At 63.7% G+C, this 17565-nt stretch carries 11 protein-coding genes, 4 pseudogenes and 2 other annotated features; of the genes and pseudogenes, 4 read left to right on the plus strand and 11 right to left on the minus strand.

The window, feature by feature from the left end; genetic code table 11:
* The first annotated feature begins 72 nt into the window (after window positions 1-72).
* Window positions 73-1788: an acyl-CoA dehydrogenase family protein gene (locus GBRO_RS12810; RefSeq protein WP_012834370.1), complete on the plus strand. Its 1716-nt coding sequence runs from the start codon at window positions 73-75 to the stop codon at window positions 1786-1788.
* Window positions 1789-1867: 79 nt separating this feature from the next.
* Here the strand turns inward: GBRO_RS12810 and GBRO_RS12815 are convergent, their stop codons facing one another.
* The 4 genes and pseudogenes from GBRO_RS12815 to GBRO_RS27735 all read right to left on the minus strand — a co-directional run.
* The gene (locus GBRO_RS12815) at window positions 1868-2488 is read right to left on the minus strand and encodes a hypothetical protein (protein WP_052298268.1); all 621 of its coding nucleotides are present in this window, start codon (window positions 2486-2488) and stop codon (window positions 1868-1870) included.
* A 929-nt stretch (window positions 2489-3417) separates the two neighbouring features.
* Window positions 3418-5247: a tyrosine-type recombinase/integrase gene (locus GBRO_RS12820; protein ID WP_115311697.1), complete on the minus strand. Its 1830-nt coding sequence runs from the start codon at window positions 5245-5247 to the stop codon at window positions 3418-3420.
* A complete protein-coding gene (locus tag GBRO_RS12825) occupies window positions 5244-6263 on the minus strand; it encodes a tyrosine-type recombinase/integrase (RefSeq protein ID WP_227892819.1) in 1020 nt (339 codons plus the stop codon). Before GBRO_RS12825 ends, GBRO_RS12820 begins: the two co-directional genes overlap by 4 nt.
* A gap of 79 nt (window positions 6264-6342) precedes the next feature.
* Window positions 6343-7493, minus strand: a pseudogene (locus GBRO_RS27735) (IS3 family transposase); the annotation flags it as partial.
* Window positions 7087-7215: a sequence feature (AL1L pseudoknot), on the minus strand. Its footprint overlaps the pseudogene before it by 129 nt.
* 670 nt (window positions 7494-8163) lie before the next feature.
* Between GBRO_RS27735 and GBRO_RS12850 the strand changes: the two are divergent.
* A protein-coding gene (locus GBRO_RS12850; RefSeq protein WP_370452859.1) for an IS3 family transposase occupies window positions 8164-9446 on the plus strand; the annotation gives its coding sequence in 2 pieces (ribosomal slippage) (window positions 8164-8446 and window positions 8446-9446; 1284 coding nt in all).
* Window positions 8442-8570 (plus strand) — a sequence feature (AL1L pseudoknot). Its footprint overlaps the gene before it by 129 nt.
* Window positions 9447-9553: 107 nt before the next feature.
* Here GBRO_RS12850 and GBRO_RS12855 read toward each other — a convergent pair.
* The 6 genes and pseudogenes from GBRO_RS12855 to GBRO_RS12875 form a co-directional block, all read right to left on the minus strand.
* On the minus strand, window positions 9554-10723 hold the full coding sequence (locus tag GBRO_RS12855; RefSeq protein WP_012834376.1) for a L,D-transpeptidase: 1170 nt from the start codon (window positions 10721-10723) through the stop codon (window positions 9554-9556).
* Between the two features lie 436 nt (window positions 10724-11159).
* A pseudogene (locus tag GBRO_RS27015) lies at window positions 11160-11402 on the minus strand (M23 family metallopeptidase); the annotation flags it as partial.
* A 301-nt stretch (window positions 11403-11703) separates the two neighbouring features.
* A pseudogene (locus GBRO_RS12860) lies at window positions 11704-12162 on the minus strand (WD40/YVTN/BNR-like repeat-containing protein); the annotation flags it as partial.
* A 61-nt stretch (window positions 12163-12223) separates the two neighbouring features.
* Window positions 12224-13612, minus strand: a complete 1389-nt coding sequence (locus GBRO_RS12865; protein WP_012834377.1) for an IS256 family transposase — start codon at window positions 13610-13612, stop codon at window positions 12224-12226.
* Window positions 13613-13664: 52 nt separating this feature from the next.
* A pseudogene (locus GBRO_RS27020) lies at window positions 13665-14057 on the minus strand (F510_1955 family glycosylhydrolase); the annotation flags it as partial.
* Window positions 14058-14168: 111 nt separating this feature from the next.
* Window positions 14169-14486: a hypothetical protein gene (locus tag GBRO_RS12875; protein ID WP_010844644.1), complete on the minus strand. Its 318-nt coding sequence runs from the start codon at window positions 14484-14486 to the stop codon at window positions 14169-14171.
* Window positions 14487-14722: 236 nt separating this feature from the next.
* Here GBRO_RS12875 and GBRO_RS12880 point away from each other — a divergent pair, with 236 nt between their 5' ends.
* Window positions 14723-15673, plus strand: coding sequence for a M56 family metallopeptidase (locus tag GBRO_RS12880; RefSeq protein WP_012834378.1), 951 nt, complete (start codon window positions 14723-14725; stop codon window positions 15671-15673).
* 28 nt (window positions 15674-15701) lie between these two features.
* Here the strand turns inward: GBRO_RS12880 and GBRO_RS12885 are convergent, their stop codons facing one another.
* Entirely contained in the window at window positions 15702-16355 is a 654-nt protein-coding gene (locus GBRO_RS12885) for a DUF305 domain-containing protein (RefSeq protein ID WP_012834379.1), read from the minus strand.
* Window positions 16356-16624: 269 nt separating this feature from the next.
* On the opposite strand from GBRO_RS12885, the gene GBRO_RS12890 reads away from it, so the two are divergent.
* The gene (locus tag GBRO_RS12890; protein ID WP_012834380.1) at window positions 16625-17560 is read left to right on the plus strand and encodes a M23 family metallopeptidase; all 936 of its coding nucleotides are present in this window, start codon (window positions 16625-16627) and stop codon (window positions 17558-17560) included.
* Window positions 17561-17565 lie beyond the last annotated feature (5 nt).

A 17565-nucleotide genomic window follows, 5' to 3' on the forward strand; every position in this document is an offset into this window, starting at 1 on the left:
TACGCCCACCGACAGAACCTGGGTTCCCGAGGCCGGACATCGCCTCAACCAAGTGTGACTAGGGTGGTGGCCATGGGCCTCCTCCTGAACCCTGCAACGGATCACTACCCACAGTTCGACGCCGAGACGCGCCGGTTGCTGCGCGCGACCATCGACTTCTTCGAGTCCTACGGCAAGCAGCGGCTGCTGCAGGCCGATCTGAACGCCGAGTGGGTTGCCGACTTCCTCGAGTTCGAGAAGAAGGAGAAGCTGTTCGCGACCTTCCTCACCCCGTCGGCCTATGCCGACGGCGAGGGGAACCGGCGCTGGGACGCCGCCCGCAATGCCGCGCTGAGCGAGATCTTCGGCTTCTTCGGCCTGGCCTACTGGTACGCCGAGCAGGTCACCATCCTCGGCCTCGGGCCGATCTGGATGTCGGACAACGAGATCGCGAAAACCAGAGCGGCGCGGCAGCTTATTGACGGCGGGGTGATGGCATTCGGGTTGTCGGAGCGCTCACACGGCGCCGACGTGTACAGCACCGACATGATCCTGACCGATGACGACGCAGGCGGATTCACCGCCTCGGGCACAAAGTATTACATCGGCAACGGCAACGTCGCAGGCATGGTCTCGGTGTTCGGGCGGCGCGCCGACGTCGAGGGACCCGAAGGTTACGTGTTCTTCGTCGTGGACAGCCGACACCCGAACTATCGACTCATCGACAACGTGGTGCACGGGCAGATGTTCGTGTCGACCTTCGCACTCGATGACTACCCGGTCAGCGCCGACGACATCCTGCACACCGGACCCGAAGCATTTGCCGCCGCACTCAACACAGTCAACGTCGGCAAATTCAATCTGTGCCACGGCTCGATCGGCATGTGCACACACTCGCTGTTCGAGGCGATCACTCACGCCGACAACCGAATCCTCTACGGCAACCCAGTCACCGACTTCTCGCATGTGCGGAGCAACTTCGTCGACGCATTCGCCCGACTGTCGGCCATGAAGCTCTTCAGCGACCGTGCCGTCGACTATTTCCGCTCGGCAAGCCTCGAGGACCGCCGCTACCTACTGTTCAACCCGGTCACGAAATCGAAGGTGACGTCGGAGGGGGAGACGGTGATGACTCTGCTGCTCGACGTCGTCGCGGCCAAGGGCTATGAGAAGAACACCTACTTCCATCAGGCCAACAGGTTCATCGGCTGGTTGCCGAGGCTGGAAGGCACTGTCCATGTCAACGTCGGCCAGATTCTGAAGTTCATGCCCAACTACCTGTTCGGGCCGGTCGATTATCCCGAGATCGGGACCAGGCTCGACGCCGCCGACGACGCGTTCTTCTTCGCGCAGGGGCCGGTCGGCGGCGCCGGAAAGGTGCGGTTCGCCGATTGGACCAAGCCGTATACGGCACGCACCGACGTGCCCAACGTCGCGGTGTTCTACGAGCAGGCCACGGCCTTGCAGACGCTGCTGGAAACCGCCGCCCCCAGCCCGGAACAGCAGAAAGACCTCGACTTCGTCCTCACCGTCGGGCACTTGTTCACGCTCGTCGTGTACGGCCAGTTGATCCTCGAGCAGGCCGCGATCACCGAACTCGACGCCGACCTGCTCAACCAGATCTTTGATGTCCAGATCCGCGATTTCTCCGGTCACGCCGTGACGCTCTACGGGAAACCCACCGCCACACCCGAGCAACAAGATTGGGCATTGCGCGCCGTTCGACGACCCGTCGTTGGCGCCGACTCGTTCGGCAGGGTCTGGCAGCAGGTCAAGGCGCTCGCGGGCACCTACGAGATGCCCGGCTGACGACGCCCGGGGGTGGGGGAGCTCCGGTGCGTACGCTCGTTGCAACTAGATGTGAGGGCGACATCATTGGCGGGGCGCACTACAAAGCGCGCTTGGCCTTCTCCAACGCGCCGAGCATACGCAGCACAGTGTCCCGCTTCGCGGTCAGGTCAGACGCCTTGGCCTTCCCGCTTAGACCGCTGTCTTCCTGCGCGACCTCAAGGCGGTCCTCGATCTCAGCGAGCTGCGCCAAGAGGGCCTCGGCCCGACGCACGAGTTCACCGACGTCGGGCCGGGAAGCGCCCGTCGGGTCGGCCCCGGAACCGACTTTCTGCACCTTGCCAGCGGCCTTGCCATTCGCTTTCCCGACGGCGGGCGCGGATGTGGTGTCGGCGGCTCGCCCCACGGAGGCAGATGAACGTGTCTTCGGAGCGTCTGTCCGAATCCGCCTGAGCTCCGCGGACGCCTCGCGAAAAGCGACCCGATGCTCCCGCTCTTCGTCGTCCTCTGACTCCAGGGACCCACCCAAGGGGCGCAGACCGTAGAAGCGGATGAACCGGCGGGCCTCGGCGACAGTTTGTTCAGCGCTGCGACACCGCCCGCACCGCGGTTCATGGCGATAGACCGCAACGTCGTCTGAGGACGAGCACCACACACATCGGGATACAGTGACGTCGGCCACGGGAGCACCAGAAGCGAGGAGAGACACGGGTGAAGACATTACGACACAGGGTCTTTCACTTCTAATCGGGGTTGACGTCACACGTGTCGCGAGCGCGAATTGATTCTTGTAGAGGTGATGCACTGTGAGTCGCTAAGGACATACGACGCGCGTCATCGAAAACCAGCGATACATAACTTTCTTTGCCTTACTAGAGAGACTTCATGATGCCCCATCAGGTAATGTGCTGCAAGTCACACACAGAGGAGGTGGGCCGTGATTCCTCCGCCCGCACGTTGTTCCACTTGATTCACCACGCAATCGATCTCCCGTGTACGCGAGCGCGACGATGCCCAACGGGACGACGCCGTTTCGGCCGTGGCGCTGGCATCGAGCAGCAGAACGACCTGCCGACGCTCCTGTTGGAAGACACAGCTGGAAGAGCTCATCCTGCCTCCCAATCGATACCGTAGAGATTCAGCGAGATTACTTTCTGCCAACACGTTTAAGACTCCCAGCGCAGTAGAGCCGAGCGGTCAGGCTGGTGTTGCTCCGTTTGAGCATCGTACGCTCAGCTCTTGGACTAATCACTTTCCGCACGTATCCAGATATTCGTTGTGAGGAATACCCCCATGCACAATCTCAAGATAAGAATTCGCAACGCAATCGTCGCTGTAACAATCCTTGTCGGAGTAGGGATAGGAACAGTTGTTGTCGCAGCACCAGCTCAGGCAGCAACGAACGGGTGGGTCACCGCATGCTTCAAATTCACTCCCTCAAGGGGCGGAGGTGTTTGGACCGGAGCGCAGACTGCGATGACCTATCGAGGGAACTGGCCCACCTACTCGCTACCACAAACCAGTCGCAACGGTGGTGACCGGGTGGGTCGACCAGTAGGCGGTCTCGTACTCGACGGGCGGAACGTGTCCGATCTCGCCGTGCAGGCGGCGGTGGTTGAACTTATGTGGGTGATCGGCGTCAAGAGCCGGTCATGAGGCGTCGGTGTCGAGTCGTTCGAGGAGTCCGTCGAAGACCTTGGCTCGGCCAACTTGGCCCTTGTGTGCGGCGTCGTCGCGTTGGGCTTGGAGGGTGGGACGGAACTCGATGGTGGTGACGAAGAAGCTGCAGGATTCGCAGATCGATTCGAAGTGGCAGTCCATGTCGACGGGCCGGGCACAGTATCCGTTGCCGAGCATGCGGCGGTGCATTTCGGCGCGGAGCTTGCGCATCTCGGAGCCTTCGTCGGTGTCGGGAAGGTGTGGCGGCTGGTCGTAGAGTGCTTCGACCTTTTCGGTGACGGAGAAGTACTGCTCGGCCACTGTCCTGTCGGCGATGCGGGCGTAGACCATGGTCATGGCGAGCGTTTTGTGGCCGAGCAGAGCGGCGATGGCGTCGAGCGACATGCCCCGGTTGATGGCCTGGGTCGCGAGGGTGTGGCGCAGTTGGTGAGCGGTGACATGTCCGATCCCGGCGGCTTCGGCGTGCCGGTCGAGCGCGGCCGTCACTCGGTGGCTGGTGATCGGGCGGTGGTTCTCGACGAGCAGCCGGCTGGTGCGGATGCCGGTGGGACGGTGGTTGTCGATCCAGTCGTCGAGGAGTTCTTTGAGTTGGGGGTGTAGTGGTATGTAGCGGTCATTGTGCATCTTGCCCAATGGGATTCGTAGCCAGAAGGCTGTGCCGATCTGGACCACGGCATCGGTGGTCAGTCCGAGTAGTTCGCTAATGCGGATGCCTGTGCGGGCGAGTAATTCGACGATCAGACGGGACAGGGGGTCGGTATCTGCGCGGGCGGCGCGGAGAAGTTTGGTGGCGGCCCCGTCGTCAAGGAATCTGGGCAGTGGCTTGTCGATGATCGGTAGGTCCCCGATGAAGACCAGCGGACGCACCGGTGCGTTCGGGTAGTCCCAGTCGGTGATCCGGTCGAAGAAGCAATGCAGGTTGATCAGAGCGTTCTTGATGCTGACCCGGTTCAACGGTTTCCCGGTACGTGGGGTGGGTGTGGTGGACAGCCACTTCTTGAACTCCTCGATGTGAACGCGTTGCAGCTCAGCGCAATTCGCGATCTGTGGGTGGGTGTCGGTCAACCACGAACCGAAGCGCCGCAGGTCGTGTTCGATGCCGGTGACCGTATTGGGTCGCAGGCTCAGGGTGACCTGCTCGATGTAGCGGCGAGCGGTGGTCGCGTAACCGTGTGTGATCGTCGCCCAACCGGTCGTCGCGACTGGCTGATGGTTCGACGGGCGCCGCCAGGTGGACAGTTTCTCGGCATGGAACAGGGTCAGCTGGAGCTGGTTGAACATACCCGCGAGGTTGCGGCCGGCCTCGGGCAGTCCCCGCATCCGGTAGCTCGCCAGGAGCGCTTCGCGAGCCGGGAAGAACTCTGTATCACCCACTGCGGCAGGAGGAGTCGCGGTCATCGCGGAGATCTTGGCCAGTAGATTCCACTGGCCGGTGATCCGCGAGCCGCTGATCTCGACTGTCTCGCACGCCTCGAGAAACCAGCGGTAGTCCTGCGGGCAGTGGGAACGTGCGGCGTATCCCAGATGCAGATTCAGCGAGCTGATCAACTCGGCATCGGCACGCAGCTGCCCGGTGACCATCAGCCAGGACGCGAATGAGCGCGCTTTCCCGACGACCTCGAGCCGCTGCGGCGAGGTCAAGCAATGCCAGCCGCCGGCGCGACTCACTCGCCTCTGGCAGGTTTCGGCTGCCTGTGTCGTGGAGCGCCCGGTCTTGAGTCCTGCCGCGCGCATCGCCGCGAGGTAGCTGGCGACGATGTGTGCGTCGTTGCCGGACAAATCGGCGGCCGCGGCCATCATTGCTCCGAAAGGTTCTGGGCATCAATGGCTTCCATTGCTCGTCGGTACTCGCTGGCGAGCCAGTCGTTGGCCAGGTGTAGGTAGATCCGAGTCGACTCGATCGAGCGGTGGCCAGCCTGGGACTGGATGGCTTCCAACGCCATCCCGGCCTCGCGTAGCCGGGTAAAACAGGTGTGCCGCAACTGATGGCACGTCAGCTGCTCGATGCCTGCACGGCGCCGCGCGCCGGCGATGATCTCGTCGAGTCCGGCGGCGCTGAGTGGTTGCCCGCGACGGGGACCCTTGAGCACGACGAACAGGCGATCGGTGGCCGTATCCTGTGGACGCTCCCGATTCAGATAGTCGGTGACCGCGGTGAAGAAGCGTGTCGAGATCGGCACGATTCGCTGATGCCCGCCCTTTCCTTCGGCGATAAACACCCGTCTTTCACCAGGATTGAGATCGTTCAACCCGAGTCCGAGGACTTCGCAGCGTCGCAGACCGCCGAGCAGCATCGCGGCCACCATGGCCCGGTCACGGTCCGTGCGCAATGACGCGACGAATGCGTCGGCTTGCGCGGGATCGAGCACCCGTGGCAACGTCCGCGGCGCCCGGATCAACGGAACTCCCCGCACTGCCCGGCCCGGACTCCGAGTCGCTAGTCCTCGCGGCACGGGATTCGCCGTCACGACACCACGGATTCGCAGATACTCGTAGAGCCCGGCGATGCTGGACAACCGGCGCTTGATGGTGCGCGCCGACAATCCCTGCTCGCCGTCCTCGATGCGTACGACCGTCGCACCCCGACGCGGCTGACGCTGCTGCTTGAGGAAGTCGAGCACGTCATCGACGCTGACCTTCTCGGGTTCTCGGTCGACGACCTCGAAGAACACCTTCAGGTCGTAGGCGGTCGCCAGGACTGTGTTCGGTCGCGCCCGCGTGGCAACCAATTCGAGATAGTCGTCAACCAACTCGTGCCCGAGTGACACCATTCGGCCGCCGGTACTTGCGCCGCGCACCAGACAGGGATCGAACACCACGCACCTCCCGAGTCGAGGGTCCGCCTGCCCTGTAGCTATCACCAGCAGACACGCCGAGATCACCTGCATATCGTGACCATTCGACGTACTCAGCGACGGCGATCTCGACCTCGCCCACACCTGCCCAGCCGCCTCGCGGGCGCATCACGGGGTTACGGATGCATTCGGCTTTGAACAGCGAGTTGAACGCCTCAGCCATCGCGTTGTCGTATGAATCCCCTTTGGAGCCAACAGATGTCACCGCTTCGGCTTCGGCCAGTCGTTCGGTGTAGCGGATGGCTCGGTATTGCACTCCGCGGTCGGAGTGGTGGATCAGCCCGGCCACGTCGTGGCCGGCACGCGACCGTGCCCACAATCCCATGTTCAGGGCGTCGAGGGCGAGGTCGGTGTGCATGGTGGTCGAGACCTGCCAGCCGACGACCATCCGCGAGAACACGTCCAGGACGAACGCCGCGTACACCCAGCCCGAGTGGGTGCGGATGTAGGTCAGGTCCGCCACCCACAACGCGTTCGGTGCCGCCGCGGTGAACTGACGGTTGACCCGGTCAGCCGGCCGGGGTGTTTCAGCTCCCTCGCTGCGCGTGGTCTTGCGTGTCTTGAGTCTCGCTATCCCTTGCAGCCCATCGGCTTTCATCAATCGCTCGACGGTGCAGCGGGCAACACTTTGGCCCTGTCTGCGCAATTGGGCATGCACCTTGCGGGCACCGTAGACGCCGAGGTTGTCGGCATGCACCGCGCGGACCTGGGTAAGGAGCTTCCGGTCACGCACCACACGAGGCGCCTCGGTCTTCTGGGGGCTCAGGTGGGCTCGTACCGTGGACGGAGCGATCTGGGCGGACGTATCGCGCAATGCCGCACAGATCGGATCGACTCCGTGTTCATCGCGGTGAGCCGCGACGAACTCCACGATCAGCGCTGTGGGCGGTCGATCTCCGCCGCAAAGAAAGCCGAAGCCTGCTTCAAGATCGTGTTCGCTCGCCGCAGTTCACAGTTCTCCCGCTCCAACGCCGCGATGCGGTCAGCGTCCTCACTCGTGGTGCCCGGGCGGACCCCGCCGTCGATCTCGGCCTGACGAACCCAATTGCGCAACGCCTCGGGATGGACTCCGAGCTGATCGGCGATCCGCTTGATCGCACCTCTCGACGAATCGGGATCTTGTCGCGCTTCACATGCCATCCGGGTGGCCCGGTCCTTGAGTTCCTCACTGTACTTGCGTGGTGCTGCCATGCTCTCCATCCTTCACAGGTTCGAGAGCCTCCGACAGACCCGGGGCGGTTCATGAAGCCGGAAAGTGGGGTTAGCCCATCGCCGCACCGGTCATCGACCGCATCAACAACAAGGTCTTTAGGGTCCTCTCCGAAATGCTCGGCCATCAGAGGTAGCGCGGTGGATCGACCGTAGGGTCGTCGTCGATGGTGTCGACGTGCGGGTCGGCGAGAATGTTGGTAACCGCAAGGGAGCTGGCACCGAAGGTGGCGAAGTGCGGGTTGACGTCTCTGACGACACTCCGTGCACGGTCCGCCGGCCAAACGAACGCCGGGATCGGCCAAGAAGACCCGAACGGCGCGCGGCGTGGTTGTCGTCCCACGCGGCCAGATCAGCCTCGCCTCGCACAGGTAGTACCGACGGACGCTATGCCGCCGCTGCTCGTTATTGATGTTGATCCTCACGGCACCGGTTCGCCCGCACAGGGTCTCGACATGACTGACCAACGGCCCTCGTGAATTAACCCCTGGCTCAGTGGGTGACCGGTAGTAGCACTCGTCGCGAGTGGTGGTGTGCTGCATTCGAGCGAAGTTCTGTACACCGCGAGAAGCGCCTGAGACAGTGAGCGGGTGAGCCCGTTGAACCGCCCCGGGTTCGTCGGAGGCTCTCGAACCTGTGAAGGATGGAGAGCATGGCAGCACCTCGGAAGTACAGCATTGAGCTGAAGGAGCGAGCGACGCGGATGGCGGTGGAAGCCCGCAAGGACCCGGCCACACGGCCGGGAGCGTTCAAACGGATCGGCGATCAACTCGGTGTGCACCCGGAGGCGCTACGCACCTGGGTCAAGCAAGCCGAAATCGATGGCGGGCAGCGGCCGGGTACCACGAGCAGCGATTCCGAGCGGATCGCGCAGCTCGAGCGGGAGAACCGCGAGCTGCGGCGGGCGAACACGATCTTGAAGCAGGCGTCGGCTTTTTTTGCCGCGGAGATCGACCGCCCACAGCGTTGATCGTGGAGTTCGTCGCCGCTTCTCGCGACGAACACGGAGTCGATCCGATCTGCGCGGCCCTACGCGACACGGCCGCCCAGATCGCTCCGTCCACGGTACGAGCCCACCTGAGTGCGAACAAGACCGAGGCGCCACGCACGGTGCGTGACCGGGAGATGCTCGGCGAGATCCGCACCGTGCACGCCGACAATCTCGGCGTCTACGGTGCCCGCAAGGTCCACGCCGAACTACGCAGAAAGGATATCGACGTGGCGCGCTGCACTGTCGAACGATTGATGAAAGCCGATGGACTGCAAGGGATACCGAGGTTGAAGACACGCAGGACCACCCGCAGCGATGGCGCCGAAACCCCGCAACCGGCCGACCGAGTCGGCCGGCAGTTCACCGCCGAGGCGCCGAACACCTTGTGGGTGGCGGACCTGACCTACATCCGCACCCACTCCGGGTGGGTGTACGCGGCGTTCATCCTCGACGTGTACTCGCGCGTGGTCGTCGGCTGGCAGGTCTCGACCACGATGCACACCGACCTCGCATTGGACGCCTTAGACATGGGATTGTGGGCGCGTGATCGTGCCGGCCAGGATGTGGCCGGACTGATTCACCACTCGGACCGCGGAGTGCAGTATCGAGCGATTCGTTACACCGAGCGTCTCGCCGAAGCTGAAGCGGTGACTTCGGTTGGCTCCAAGGGTGATTCGTATGACAACGCGATGGCCGAGGCGTTCAACTCGTTATTCAAGGCGGAATGTATCCGCAACCCGATCATGCGCCCGAAGAGCGGGTGGGGCGGTGTCGGCGACGTCGAGATCGCGGTCGCCGAGTACATCGAGTGGTTCAACCACCGCCGTCTGCACGGCGAGATCGGACACGTCCCGCCGGTCGAGTACGAGGCCGCCTACTGGGCGGCCCACACGGTCACCAGCTACCGTGAGAACCCGGTCCCAGCAGAGGCCGGAACCAACTAACCGAGCCTCCAGCAAACCCGGGGCGATTCACGTCGTGAACTCGCCCCGGCCGTGCATGGTCGGAAGAACGTGCTGAGCGTCGACGAACTCCAGCCAGGCGGGGGCGCCTAGGTGTCTGCGTTGCCGTTCTTCCATTGTGGCCACGGGATGTTCCAATCGCCGAGTCCATCAACTCCCGGCAGTGTGTCGGCGTTGGTGTTCTTGACCGTGACGGGGTCACCGCGCAGGGTGTTCTTCACGAGCCATTCCGCGTCAGTGGGACTCAGGTTTGGGCAACCGTTGCTGACGTTGCTGCTGCCTTGCGCCGACATCGACCACGGTGCGCCGTGCATGTAAATGCCGCTGTAGGACATTTGCACCGCCCATTGAACGGGTGTGCGGTATCCCGCTGCGGACTCGACAGGCACTCCGTAGGTGGACGAGTCCATGATGATGTGCTCGACGCGATCTCCGATCATGTAGATACCGCGGGGCGTCGGAGTGCTGTCTTTGCCGAACGAGGTCGGCATCGTGCGGATGACCTTGCCGTCTCGTTTGACGACTATCGTTTTGGTGTTGTCGTCGGCAACGATTTCCTGAGCTCGGCCAATCGTGAAGTCGTAGGACAAGTTCTCGTCGCCGTAGAGCCCGTCGCCGAGGTCGACTCCGTAAATGTTGACGGCGACACTGACTTTGGTGCCCGGCGTCCAGAAGCGTTCGGGCCTCCACCGGACTTCGGAGTCGCTGATCCAATAGAACGCACCCCGCATCTGGGGGTCAGACGACACGGTGATCGCCGCCTGTGCCTTCTTTCGGTCGGGGATGGGATCGGCGAACCGCACCCCGACTGTGTGGGCGATCCCGACGGTTTTCTCGCCGAGGATGGCAGCGCTGGTCAGTGACTCCGGTGAGGTCGTGGTGAAGCGCTGCGAGACGACCGATCGACCGCCCACGCCCACGGCCTCGGCTTGAACGGAATACCGCTTCGAATATCCCAGGGGTTGGGTGCTTGTCCACGTTGAGCCGTCCTCGCTCAGTGAGCCCGCCAAGGGACGGCCGCTGGCTGTGGGGATACGGACGTTTGTCAACGCGCCGCGGCTGGCCGTGACAACAATAGGAAGCCCAGGTTCGACAACCGCGTTGGGCGCGAGTCGACCGCCACCTTCGGTGGCCACAGCAATGGAAGGCTGTGCGATGTCGGCGAAGCTGTCAACGGCCTGAATCTCGTTGCTGTAGGCGCCTCCGGTTGAGCTGCACGAGGTCAATAACATCACCACAGCCGTCAAGGCTGCGAGCATCAGCAGTCGCGGAATACCTGCCCGGACCGACCCGCGGCATCCACGAGCGCTCGAGCACTGCGGCTGCGCACCGTAAGCCGCCAAGAGATCACGTGGCTCTTCGATAGCTCGAGTCCTTCTTACGCGGCCCATCGATTGTGGCGAACCCTCTCACTCGGCGCCTGGACTAGGTTTACTATCCACGATAGTAGTTGAATGCTGTGCGCTCCTCTACCCGCTGCACAGCGCGAGAGAAGGTTCGAAACGTCTTCGTGGTGGGCGACCGCCGAGCGGTCACGTCGACCTCATTATTGCCGTGTGGCGACACCCCACAGGTAGTCCCCGCCGATGCGTGTTCGCCACCGCTCGCCGACGTCGAGGCCGTGGTGCGACAACTCTCGCGACACCTGCGGGACCACTCGTCCTCATACCTCCCGCGCGCCGATAAGGCGGGTCGTCCGACGACGTAGACTCCCCGGGTTCTCAACCACGGTGCAGGATCGAGTTTGGGTCCATCTTGCTGCCACACCTTGTAGTGCAGGTGTGGGCCGGTGGAGTAGCCGCGGTTTCCTACCGTTGCGATCTGCGCGCCGGCCAGGACTCGCTGCCAGACGCTCACCAGTGTCTCGCTGATGTGCCCATACACGCCGATCGTGCCGTCGTCTTGCAGCACTCGCATCCACAGCCCGAAGCCGGCGGCCTTCGATAACCGTCCCCGCCCAAGGCGATCTTTGAGGTCGCGGGTTCGGTGTGCTCACGCAGCTGTGACACGCGCAGCAAGTTCGTGGGGTAGTCGGGGCTGCTCGTCTCATCGATAACGACAGTGACGTCTTCGAAGACGTGGCGTTTCTGGGTGCCGTCAGGTGGTCGAGAGTGACCACCCAGGTCGGCCGGGTGCCACCGTCTGTCAGATCCTGCTCGTGGAGTGGGTGGAGTGGACGTGATCAAAAGCGCGTCCGGATCTGAGTCGCCTCCTTCCTTCGTTGCTCCACACGAGTCCGTTAGCTGAGCGTGTAGAGCAATTGTTCGTTTGCGGCGTATGCATTTTCGGCGTTTCTGGCGACCAGCGCGTTGACACTATTGATGGTGCTGCGTTGTTCCCAGTGTGTGCCGTCTGGGCTGCGCCAGACGGTGTCGGCGGTGTCGATGCCCCAGAGCGTGCCATCGGGTGCGGCCGCCAGGAGAGCTAGGGCCGGCGCATCGGGAACGGTTGTGAAGGTCTGGGCGTCGTCGGTGCTGTGTTGCAGGCCATCTGGGGTAGTCGCCCATACGCCGCGGTCGGTGATCGCGAGTGCTGCTGCGGCCAGGGGCGCGCCGGGGGTCCAGCTTCTCCCGTCATCGGTCGATACGAGCAGGCCGTTGATTCCGTCGAAGCCTACGAGTAGTTGTCCGTTGGTGGCGAGCGCGTGGAAGTCGATGTCGCCGGCCACCGATCTCGGTGTCCATGTCTGCCCGCCAGAGCTTGTCAAGATGTTTGTGTAAGAACGTGACTCCTGATTTTTGTGTGCTTGCTGTTGCGGTTTAGGTGAGGTGGGGTTCGATGCGGTCGGGGTAGGCCAGGGCGAGTTGGCCGAGGGCCTGTTTCCAGTTCGTCACGACCTGTCCCTCGACGAGTCGTCCGGGGGCTTTGCGGGTGGCGGCGGGCTTGCCGCGTTCCTTCTCGCGTTGCCGGGCGCGTTTGTCCTCGATGTCGCAGATCGCCAGCCACAGCAGCTTGCGGACCGCGACGTCATTCGGGAAATGGCCGCGGTTCTTGATGACCTTACGTAATTGATAGTTCAGCGACTCGATCGAGTTCGTGGTGTAAATGACCTTGCGCAGTTCGGGTGGGAACGCCAAGAAGGGGATGAAACGGTCCCACGCCCGGTCGAAAGCCTGTGCTGCACTGGGGTATTTGACACCCAACTCCGAGTCGCGGAAGGCCTCCCACTCGAGGCGGGCGACCTCGACATCCGGGGCTGTGTAGATCGGTTTGATCGCCCGGGCCACCTCCTTGCGGTCTTTGTAGTTGACGAACCGCATCGCGTTGCGGATCAGATGCACCACGCACGTCTGCACGGTGGCCAGCGGCCAGGTCGCCTCGATCGCCTCGGGGAATCCGGTGAGCCCGTCACAGCACACGACCAGCACGTCTTTGACGCCGCGGTTGGCCAGATTCGCGCACACCCCGGCCCAGAACCTCGCGCCCTCTTCGGCCTGTATCCAGATCCCCAACACATGCTTGATACCGGCCATGTCGACGCCAATCGCTATGTGGGCGTGTTTGTTTCGGACGTGGGCGCCGTCTTTGACCTTCACCACCAACGCGTCGAGATAGATGACGGGGTACAGCGCCTCCAGCGGCCGGTTCTGCCATTCGTCGACCGCGTCGAGGACCTCGTCGCAGATCTTGGAGATCGTCTCGTGGGACAGATCGGTGCCGATTGTGGATGCGAGGTGGTGTTGGATATCGCGCAACGTCATGCCGCCGGCATAGAGCGAGATGATGATGTCATCGAGGCCACCGAGCCGGCGCGACCCCTTGGGGACCAGACGTGGGGTGAACGTGCCGTCACGGTCACGAGGGACGTTCAGCTCGACCGGACCGGCTTCGGAGGCGACCGTTTTCGGGGTCGACCCGTTGCGGGCATTCGGCAGTTCCCGACCGCCCGGGTCGCCCTTGTCATAGCCGAGGTGATCGGTCAGTTCGGCTTTCAGCCCACGTTCGAGGGCGAGTTTGATCAGACCCGGAATTAGGCCACCGTCCCCGGTGATCTGAACCTGCCCGGTATCGATCTGGGCCAACAACTCATCGACCATGCCCGAAGCCGCCAACGCCTCGGCCACCTCCGCAGTCGAACGTGGCTCGGCCAGCTCAGGCAACTGATGATCGTCGTGGCCCTGCTGCTTGTCGTCTAACGCCATGCTCATAGATCTTCCTCTCACTGATGAGCACTGGACTTACACAGACCATCTGACACCCCCGCCCGCCATCTTCGCTGGCGACGAGTCCCAGCGGGTTGGGTGCCGAGCTCCGCGGGCCGGGATGGCCGGAGGCGAAGATCCGATCAGAGCCGGTTACCCCGGCCAGTCCCATGAAGTCGTCGTCGGAGACGCCGACCCGGCTGGTGGTTCCATCTGCGGTGAGGGCGATTACGCCGGTGTGAGTTCCGGCGAGGATGGTGCCGTCGGCGCGGATGTGCAGGGCGTGGAGGTGGTCGAGTTCTGGGGTCAGTGTTGCGCTCTCTGCTGAGGTTGCCGACGGTGGTGGGGATGTGGGTTGTTCCCGGGTGGAGCAGCCGGTTAGCACAATCAGCGTGGCGATGACTGCGAGGACGACCGCAGCGGTGCGGTTGGACGGGTTTGAGGCAGGCAAGCGGCTAGGACTTTCGTGTGGGTAGGACTGAGTTCGGGCGTGGGTGGTGTGGTGATCGGGGTGGTGGCGAGACCGGGTAGGAGCCGCCCTAACCCTCTGGGGGTGTCGTGGTCACGACTTCTGGATGGGGGTGGAAGGCTGTGAAGGCTTTTGGCCGCAATGCTTTTGGAGGACGAGGGAGATGAGGACGTTGCCGAGGTGGTGACGTGCCCCGGAGAGGTCGCCGATCGCAGCGAGGTGGCGGACGAGACCGATGTGTGCGGCGAGGTGGCGGCGTCGGTTCGAGGTGACGCTGAGGTGGTGGGCGCGGTGGAAAAACTGGTGGGTCGAGTATGGCGTGGGTGCTCGGTAGACGTCTCGCATGGCATGCAGATACTGACGACGGTGGTCGTCGGGGGGCGAGTGCGTCTCCTTCGGGTTCTCGGTCACGGCGCATTCCTCGGACTGGTACGCGCAGGCCGGGTCAACCCGCGTCAACTAACTACTATAAAACCTAGTAATTGGCGGCGCGGTCGGTGCCTGAGTTGCGGCGTCACCGACGAACTTCTGGGGCATACTGGCTGGTGGTGCAGGTGGTGGGTCGCCGGGAAGGTGTGTTGAGTGTGGGTCTCAGCGAGCACGACGGCGGGGCGTCGAGGATCGAGGCGAACGATGGGTGAGCATCCATGAGTGCAGCGGTGGTGTTAGTTGTTGCCGCGGGTGTGCTGGGCTGGTTGTGGCCTCGATGGATGGTTCGGGTGCAGGGCCGTATCGATGCTCGTTGGGTGTTGGTGGCCTGGCCGGCCGCGCAGGTCGTGTTTGCGATGTTGTGGGTGGGAGCTGTTGTGACGCTGGCGGTTCCCGGCCATTTCGGCATCCATTCGTTGTCCGAGGTGGTGTCGTGTCTGCGGGTGTTGTCACACGGCGCATCCCCGCGGGTGGAAGCGATCTCCGGTGGCGTGCTGGCGGTGGTGACCGGGGCAGCGATTGTCCGAGCGGTGACGATCGCGGTGCGATCGGCGGTGCGGATGCGTGGTGCTCGTGAGGAGTATCTGCAGTCGTTGCGGTTGGTGGGCGCCCGCAGTGAGCGCTATCCCGACGTGTGGTGGCTCGCCGACGGGCGGCCGATGGCGTTTTGTCTGCCGGGCAAGGATGCCGGCATTGCCGCCACGACCGGGTTACAGGCGGCGTTGTCCGGTGAGGAACTCGATGCCGTCGTTGCCCATGAGCGCGCACACCGGCGGCAACGTCATCACACCGTGGTGTTGGCGGCCCGCGCTCTCGGGCGTGCGTTCCCGCTGATTCCGTTGTTCAGCCGCGCGGGCCGTGAGGTCGCCGGCTTGGTCGAGCAAGCCGCCGATGCCCGCGCCGCCCAGCTGGTGGGTGCGCGGGCGGTCTGCTCGGCGTTGGGAACGTTGGCCCGTTCGGGACCTGTAGCGGGCCCGGTGGGTGTGTTGTCGATCAGCGATTCGTCGTCCGTGGGGCCGCGGCTGAGCCGCTTGGACTCCGGTCACCGGTGCCGGTCGCGACGTCATCATGTGGGTGCCGCCGCGGCGGTGGCTGGTGTGGTGGCGGTACCGACCACGCTAGCGGTGTCCGGTGTCGTCGCGGCGATGGTGATCGCGATGTGTGTGTAGCCGAGACCGACCCGGGCAGGTCCGACCGCTAGGGGTTGTTGAGAAGCTGCTGCATCCTCGCAATTTCGCTCTCCTGATCAGTGACGATCTGACGTGCCAGAGCGATCGCCTCGGGCGATTGGCCGTCTTGAATCTCGGTCTTGGCCATGGCGATGGCGCCGCGGTGGTGTTCGATCATCTGCGTCAGGAACAGGCGCGACGCCTCGGCGCCTTGCGCGTCGCGTAGCTGCTGCATCTGTTCTGGCGACATCATGCCCATCATCGACGGCATCGGGGAGGAACCCGGCGCCATCGACGTACCCATGTCCATGTTGTGCCCCTGGCCCTCGAGTGGGGCTCCCCATTGCTCCAGCCACGACTGCATCTGCTCGATCTCAGGCTGCTGAGCGTCTTTGATCTGCTGGGCCAGACTGACGACCTGGGGGTTGATGTTGTCCTTCTCCAACAGGATGTCGCTCATCATGATCGCCTGGGTGTGGTGCGGGATCATCTGCTGGGCGAACGAGATGTCCGCGCTGTTGTGTTCGGCAGTGGCCGCCGCTGACGATTCGGTACTGACCGTGCTGGTACCCATCCCCGACATCGAGGAATGATCCTCAGTCGAGGTGTCCGAACACGCGGCCACCACTGTCAGAACAGCCGCCGCGGCAGCAACGACGACACCGGTTCGTGTGGCTCTCATCGATCTCCTCCTCAAGGGTGATACTTCGCCACCGCCCGGCGGCGCTTCCATAACAATTCTACTAACACCGATAGTAGTTAGTCGCCTGCCCGGCACCCACAAAACGGGCGGTGAACTGCGCAAACAACGCCGCTAATGCCCGATTAGTTCGCTTCGTGGCGGGATGTTGTGTGACTGGTGGGGCACAAGTGACTTGTGGTGTGATCTCGCGGGTACACGCATGGCACTCGTGCGTGGGTCTACGACGTCCGCGGGAAAGGTGCGACCGCATGCAGATGGTGTTGACATCGCTACGGGTCAAGGCGGGGCAGCGGTGGGGCCCCAAGGCGCTGGGGGTGGCGGTGGCGGTGTGTGTGGGCGTTGCGCCTGTGATCGCCACCGCACCGGCGGCGGCCTCGACCGATGGACATGTGGCCGGGGAGTTGATCGCGATCGTGCAGGACTCGGTGAAGGCCGCATTGGGTGGTGCTGCAGCGGCGAGTTTGGGGGAGCCGATCACGCAGGCGGCGTCCTGCCTGGGCGCTCAGGCCCAGTCGGGCAGTGTCGGCGATGCGGGCAGTGTGGCCGCGCTGCAGTGCTTCGGCACGTTTTCGCTCATTGATCCGATAGACGGGTTCCGGATCATCGACGCGTTACCGCTGGCTCGGCTGGTGGCCACCCTGATCGCCGCGATCGTGCCGCACGATCCGAACGAGCCGCATGGCCCCCAACCGCAGGAACCCGGAACGCCGACGCCGCTGCTGCCCGGTAGTGGCGGTGCGGTGGCGCCGACTGCGGGTGAGATCACGTCCACCTTCGGTGACGGACGGGGCCATCAGGGCATTGATATCGGTAATGATCTGGGTGCGCCGATTGTCGCTGTGGCTGACGGGGAGGTCATCACCTCCGGACCCGCTGAGGGGTTCGGGTTGTGGATGCGGATCCGGCACGATGACGGCACGATCACCACCTACGGCCACAACGACGAGAATCTGCTCGAGCAGGGCGCGCGAGTACGGATGGGGCAATCGATCGCCACGGTGGGCAACCGTGGGGTGTCGACCGGCCCGCATCTGCATTTCGAGGTTCTCGATCCGACGGGAGTCAACGTCGATCCGGCACAGTGGCTGGCCGATCGTGGGGTGGTTCTGGCGATGGCCGCTGATGCCGACGCCCCCGCGCCGGGGCCGGTGGTGCCCCAGTGGGTCGGCGAACGACGCCTGTGACGAGC

This window comes from Gordonia bronchialis DSM 43247, from assembly GCF_000024785.1.
GTDB classification, from domain to species: Bacteria; Actinomycetota; Actinomycetes; order Mycobacteriales; family Mycobacteriaceae; genus Gordonia; species Gordonia bronchialis.

What these genes read in the sequence shown, in the direction of transcription:
- GBRO_RS12885 (WP_012834379.1), bottom strand. Translation starts at nt 16,355, where the DNA reads ATGAGAGCCACACGAACCGGTGTCGTCGTTGCTGCCGCGGCGGCTGTT.
- GBRO_RS12890 (WP_012834380.1), top strand. Translation starts at nt 16,625, where the DNA reads ATGCAGATGGTGTTGACATCGCTACGGGTCAAGGCGGGGCAGCGGTGG.
- GBRO_RS12880 (WP_012834378.1), top strand. Translation starts at nt 14,723, where the DNA reads ATGAGTGCAGCGGTGGTGTTAGTTGTTGCCGCGGGTGTGCTGGGCTGG.
- GBRO_RS12815 (WP_052298268.1), bottom strand. Translation starts at nt 2,488, where the DNA reads ATGTCTTCACCCGTGTCTCTCCTCGCTTCTGGTGCTCCCGTGGCCGAC.
- GBRO_RS12810 (WP_012834370.1), top strand. Translation starts at nt 73, where the DNA reads ATGGGCCTCCTCCTGAACCCTGCAACGGATCACTACCCACAGTTCGAC.
- GBRO_RS12820 (WP_115311697.1), bottom strand. Translation starts at nt 5,247, where the DNA reads ATGATGGCCGCGGCCGCCGATTTGTCCGGCAACGACGCACACATCGTC.
- GBRO_RS12865 (WP_012834377.1), bottom strand. Translation starts at nt 13,612, where the DNA reads ATGAGCATGGCGTTAGACGACAAGCAGCAGGGCCACGACGATCATCAG.
- GBRO_RS12855 (WP_012834376.1), bottom strand. Translation starts at nt 10,723, where the DNA reads ATGCTCGCAGCCTTGACGGCTGTGGTGATGTTATTGACCTCGTGCAGC.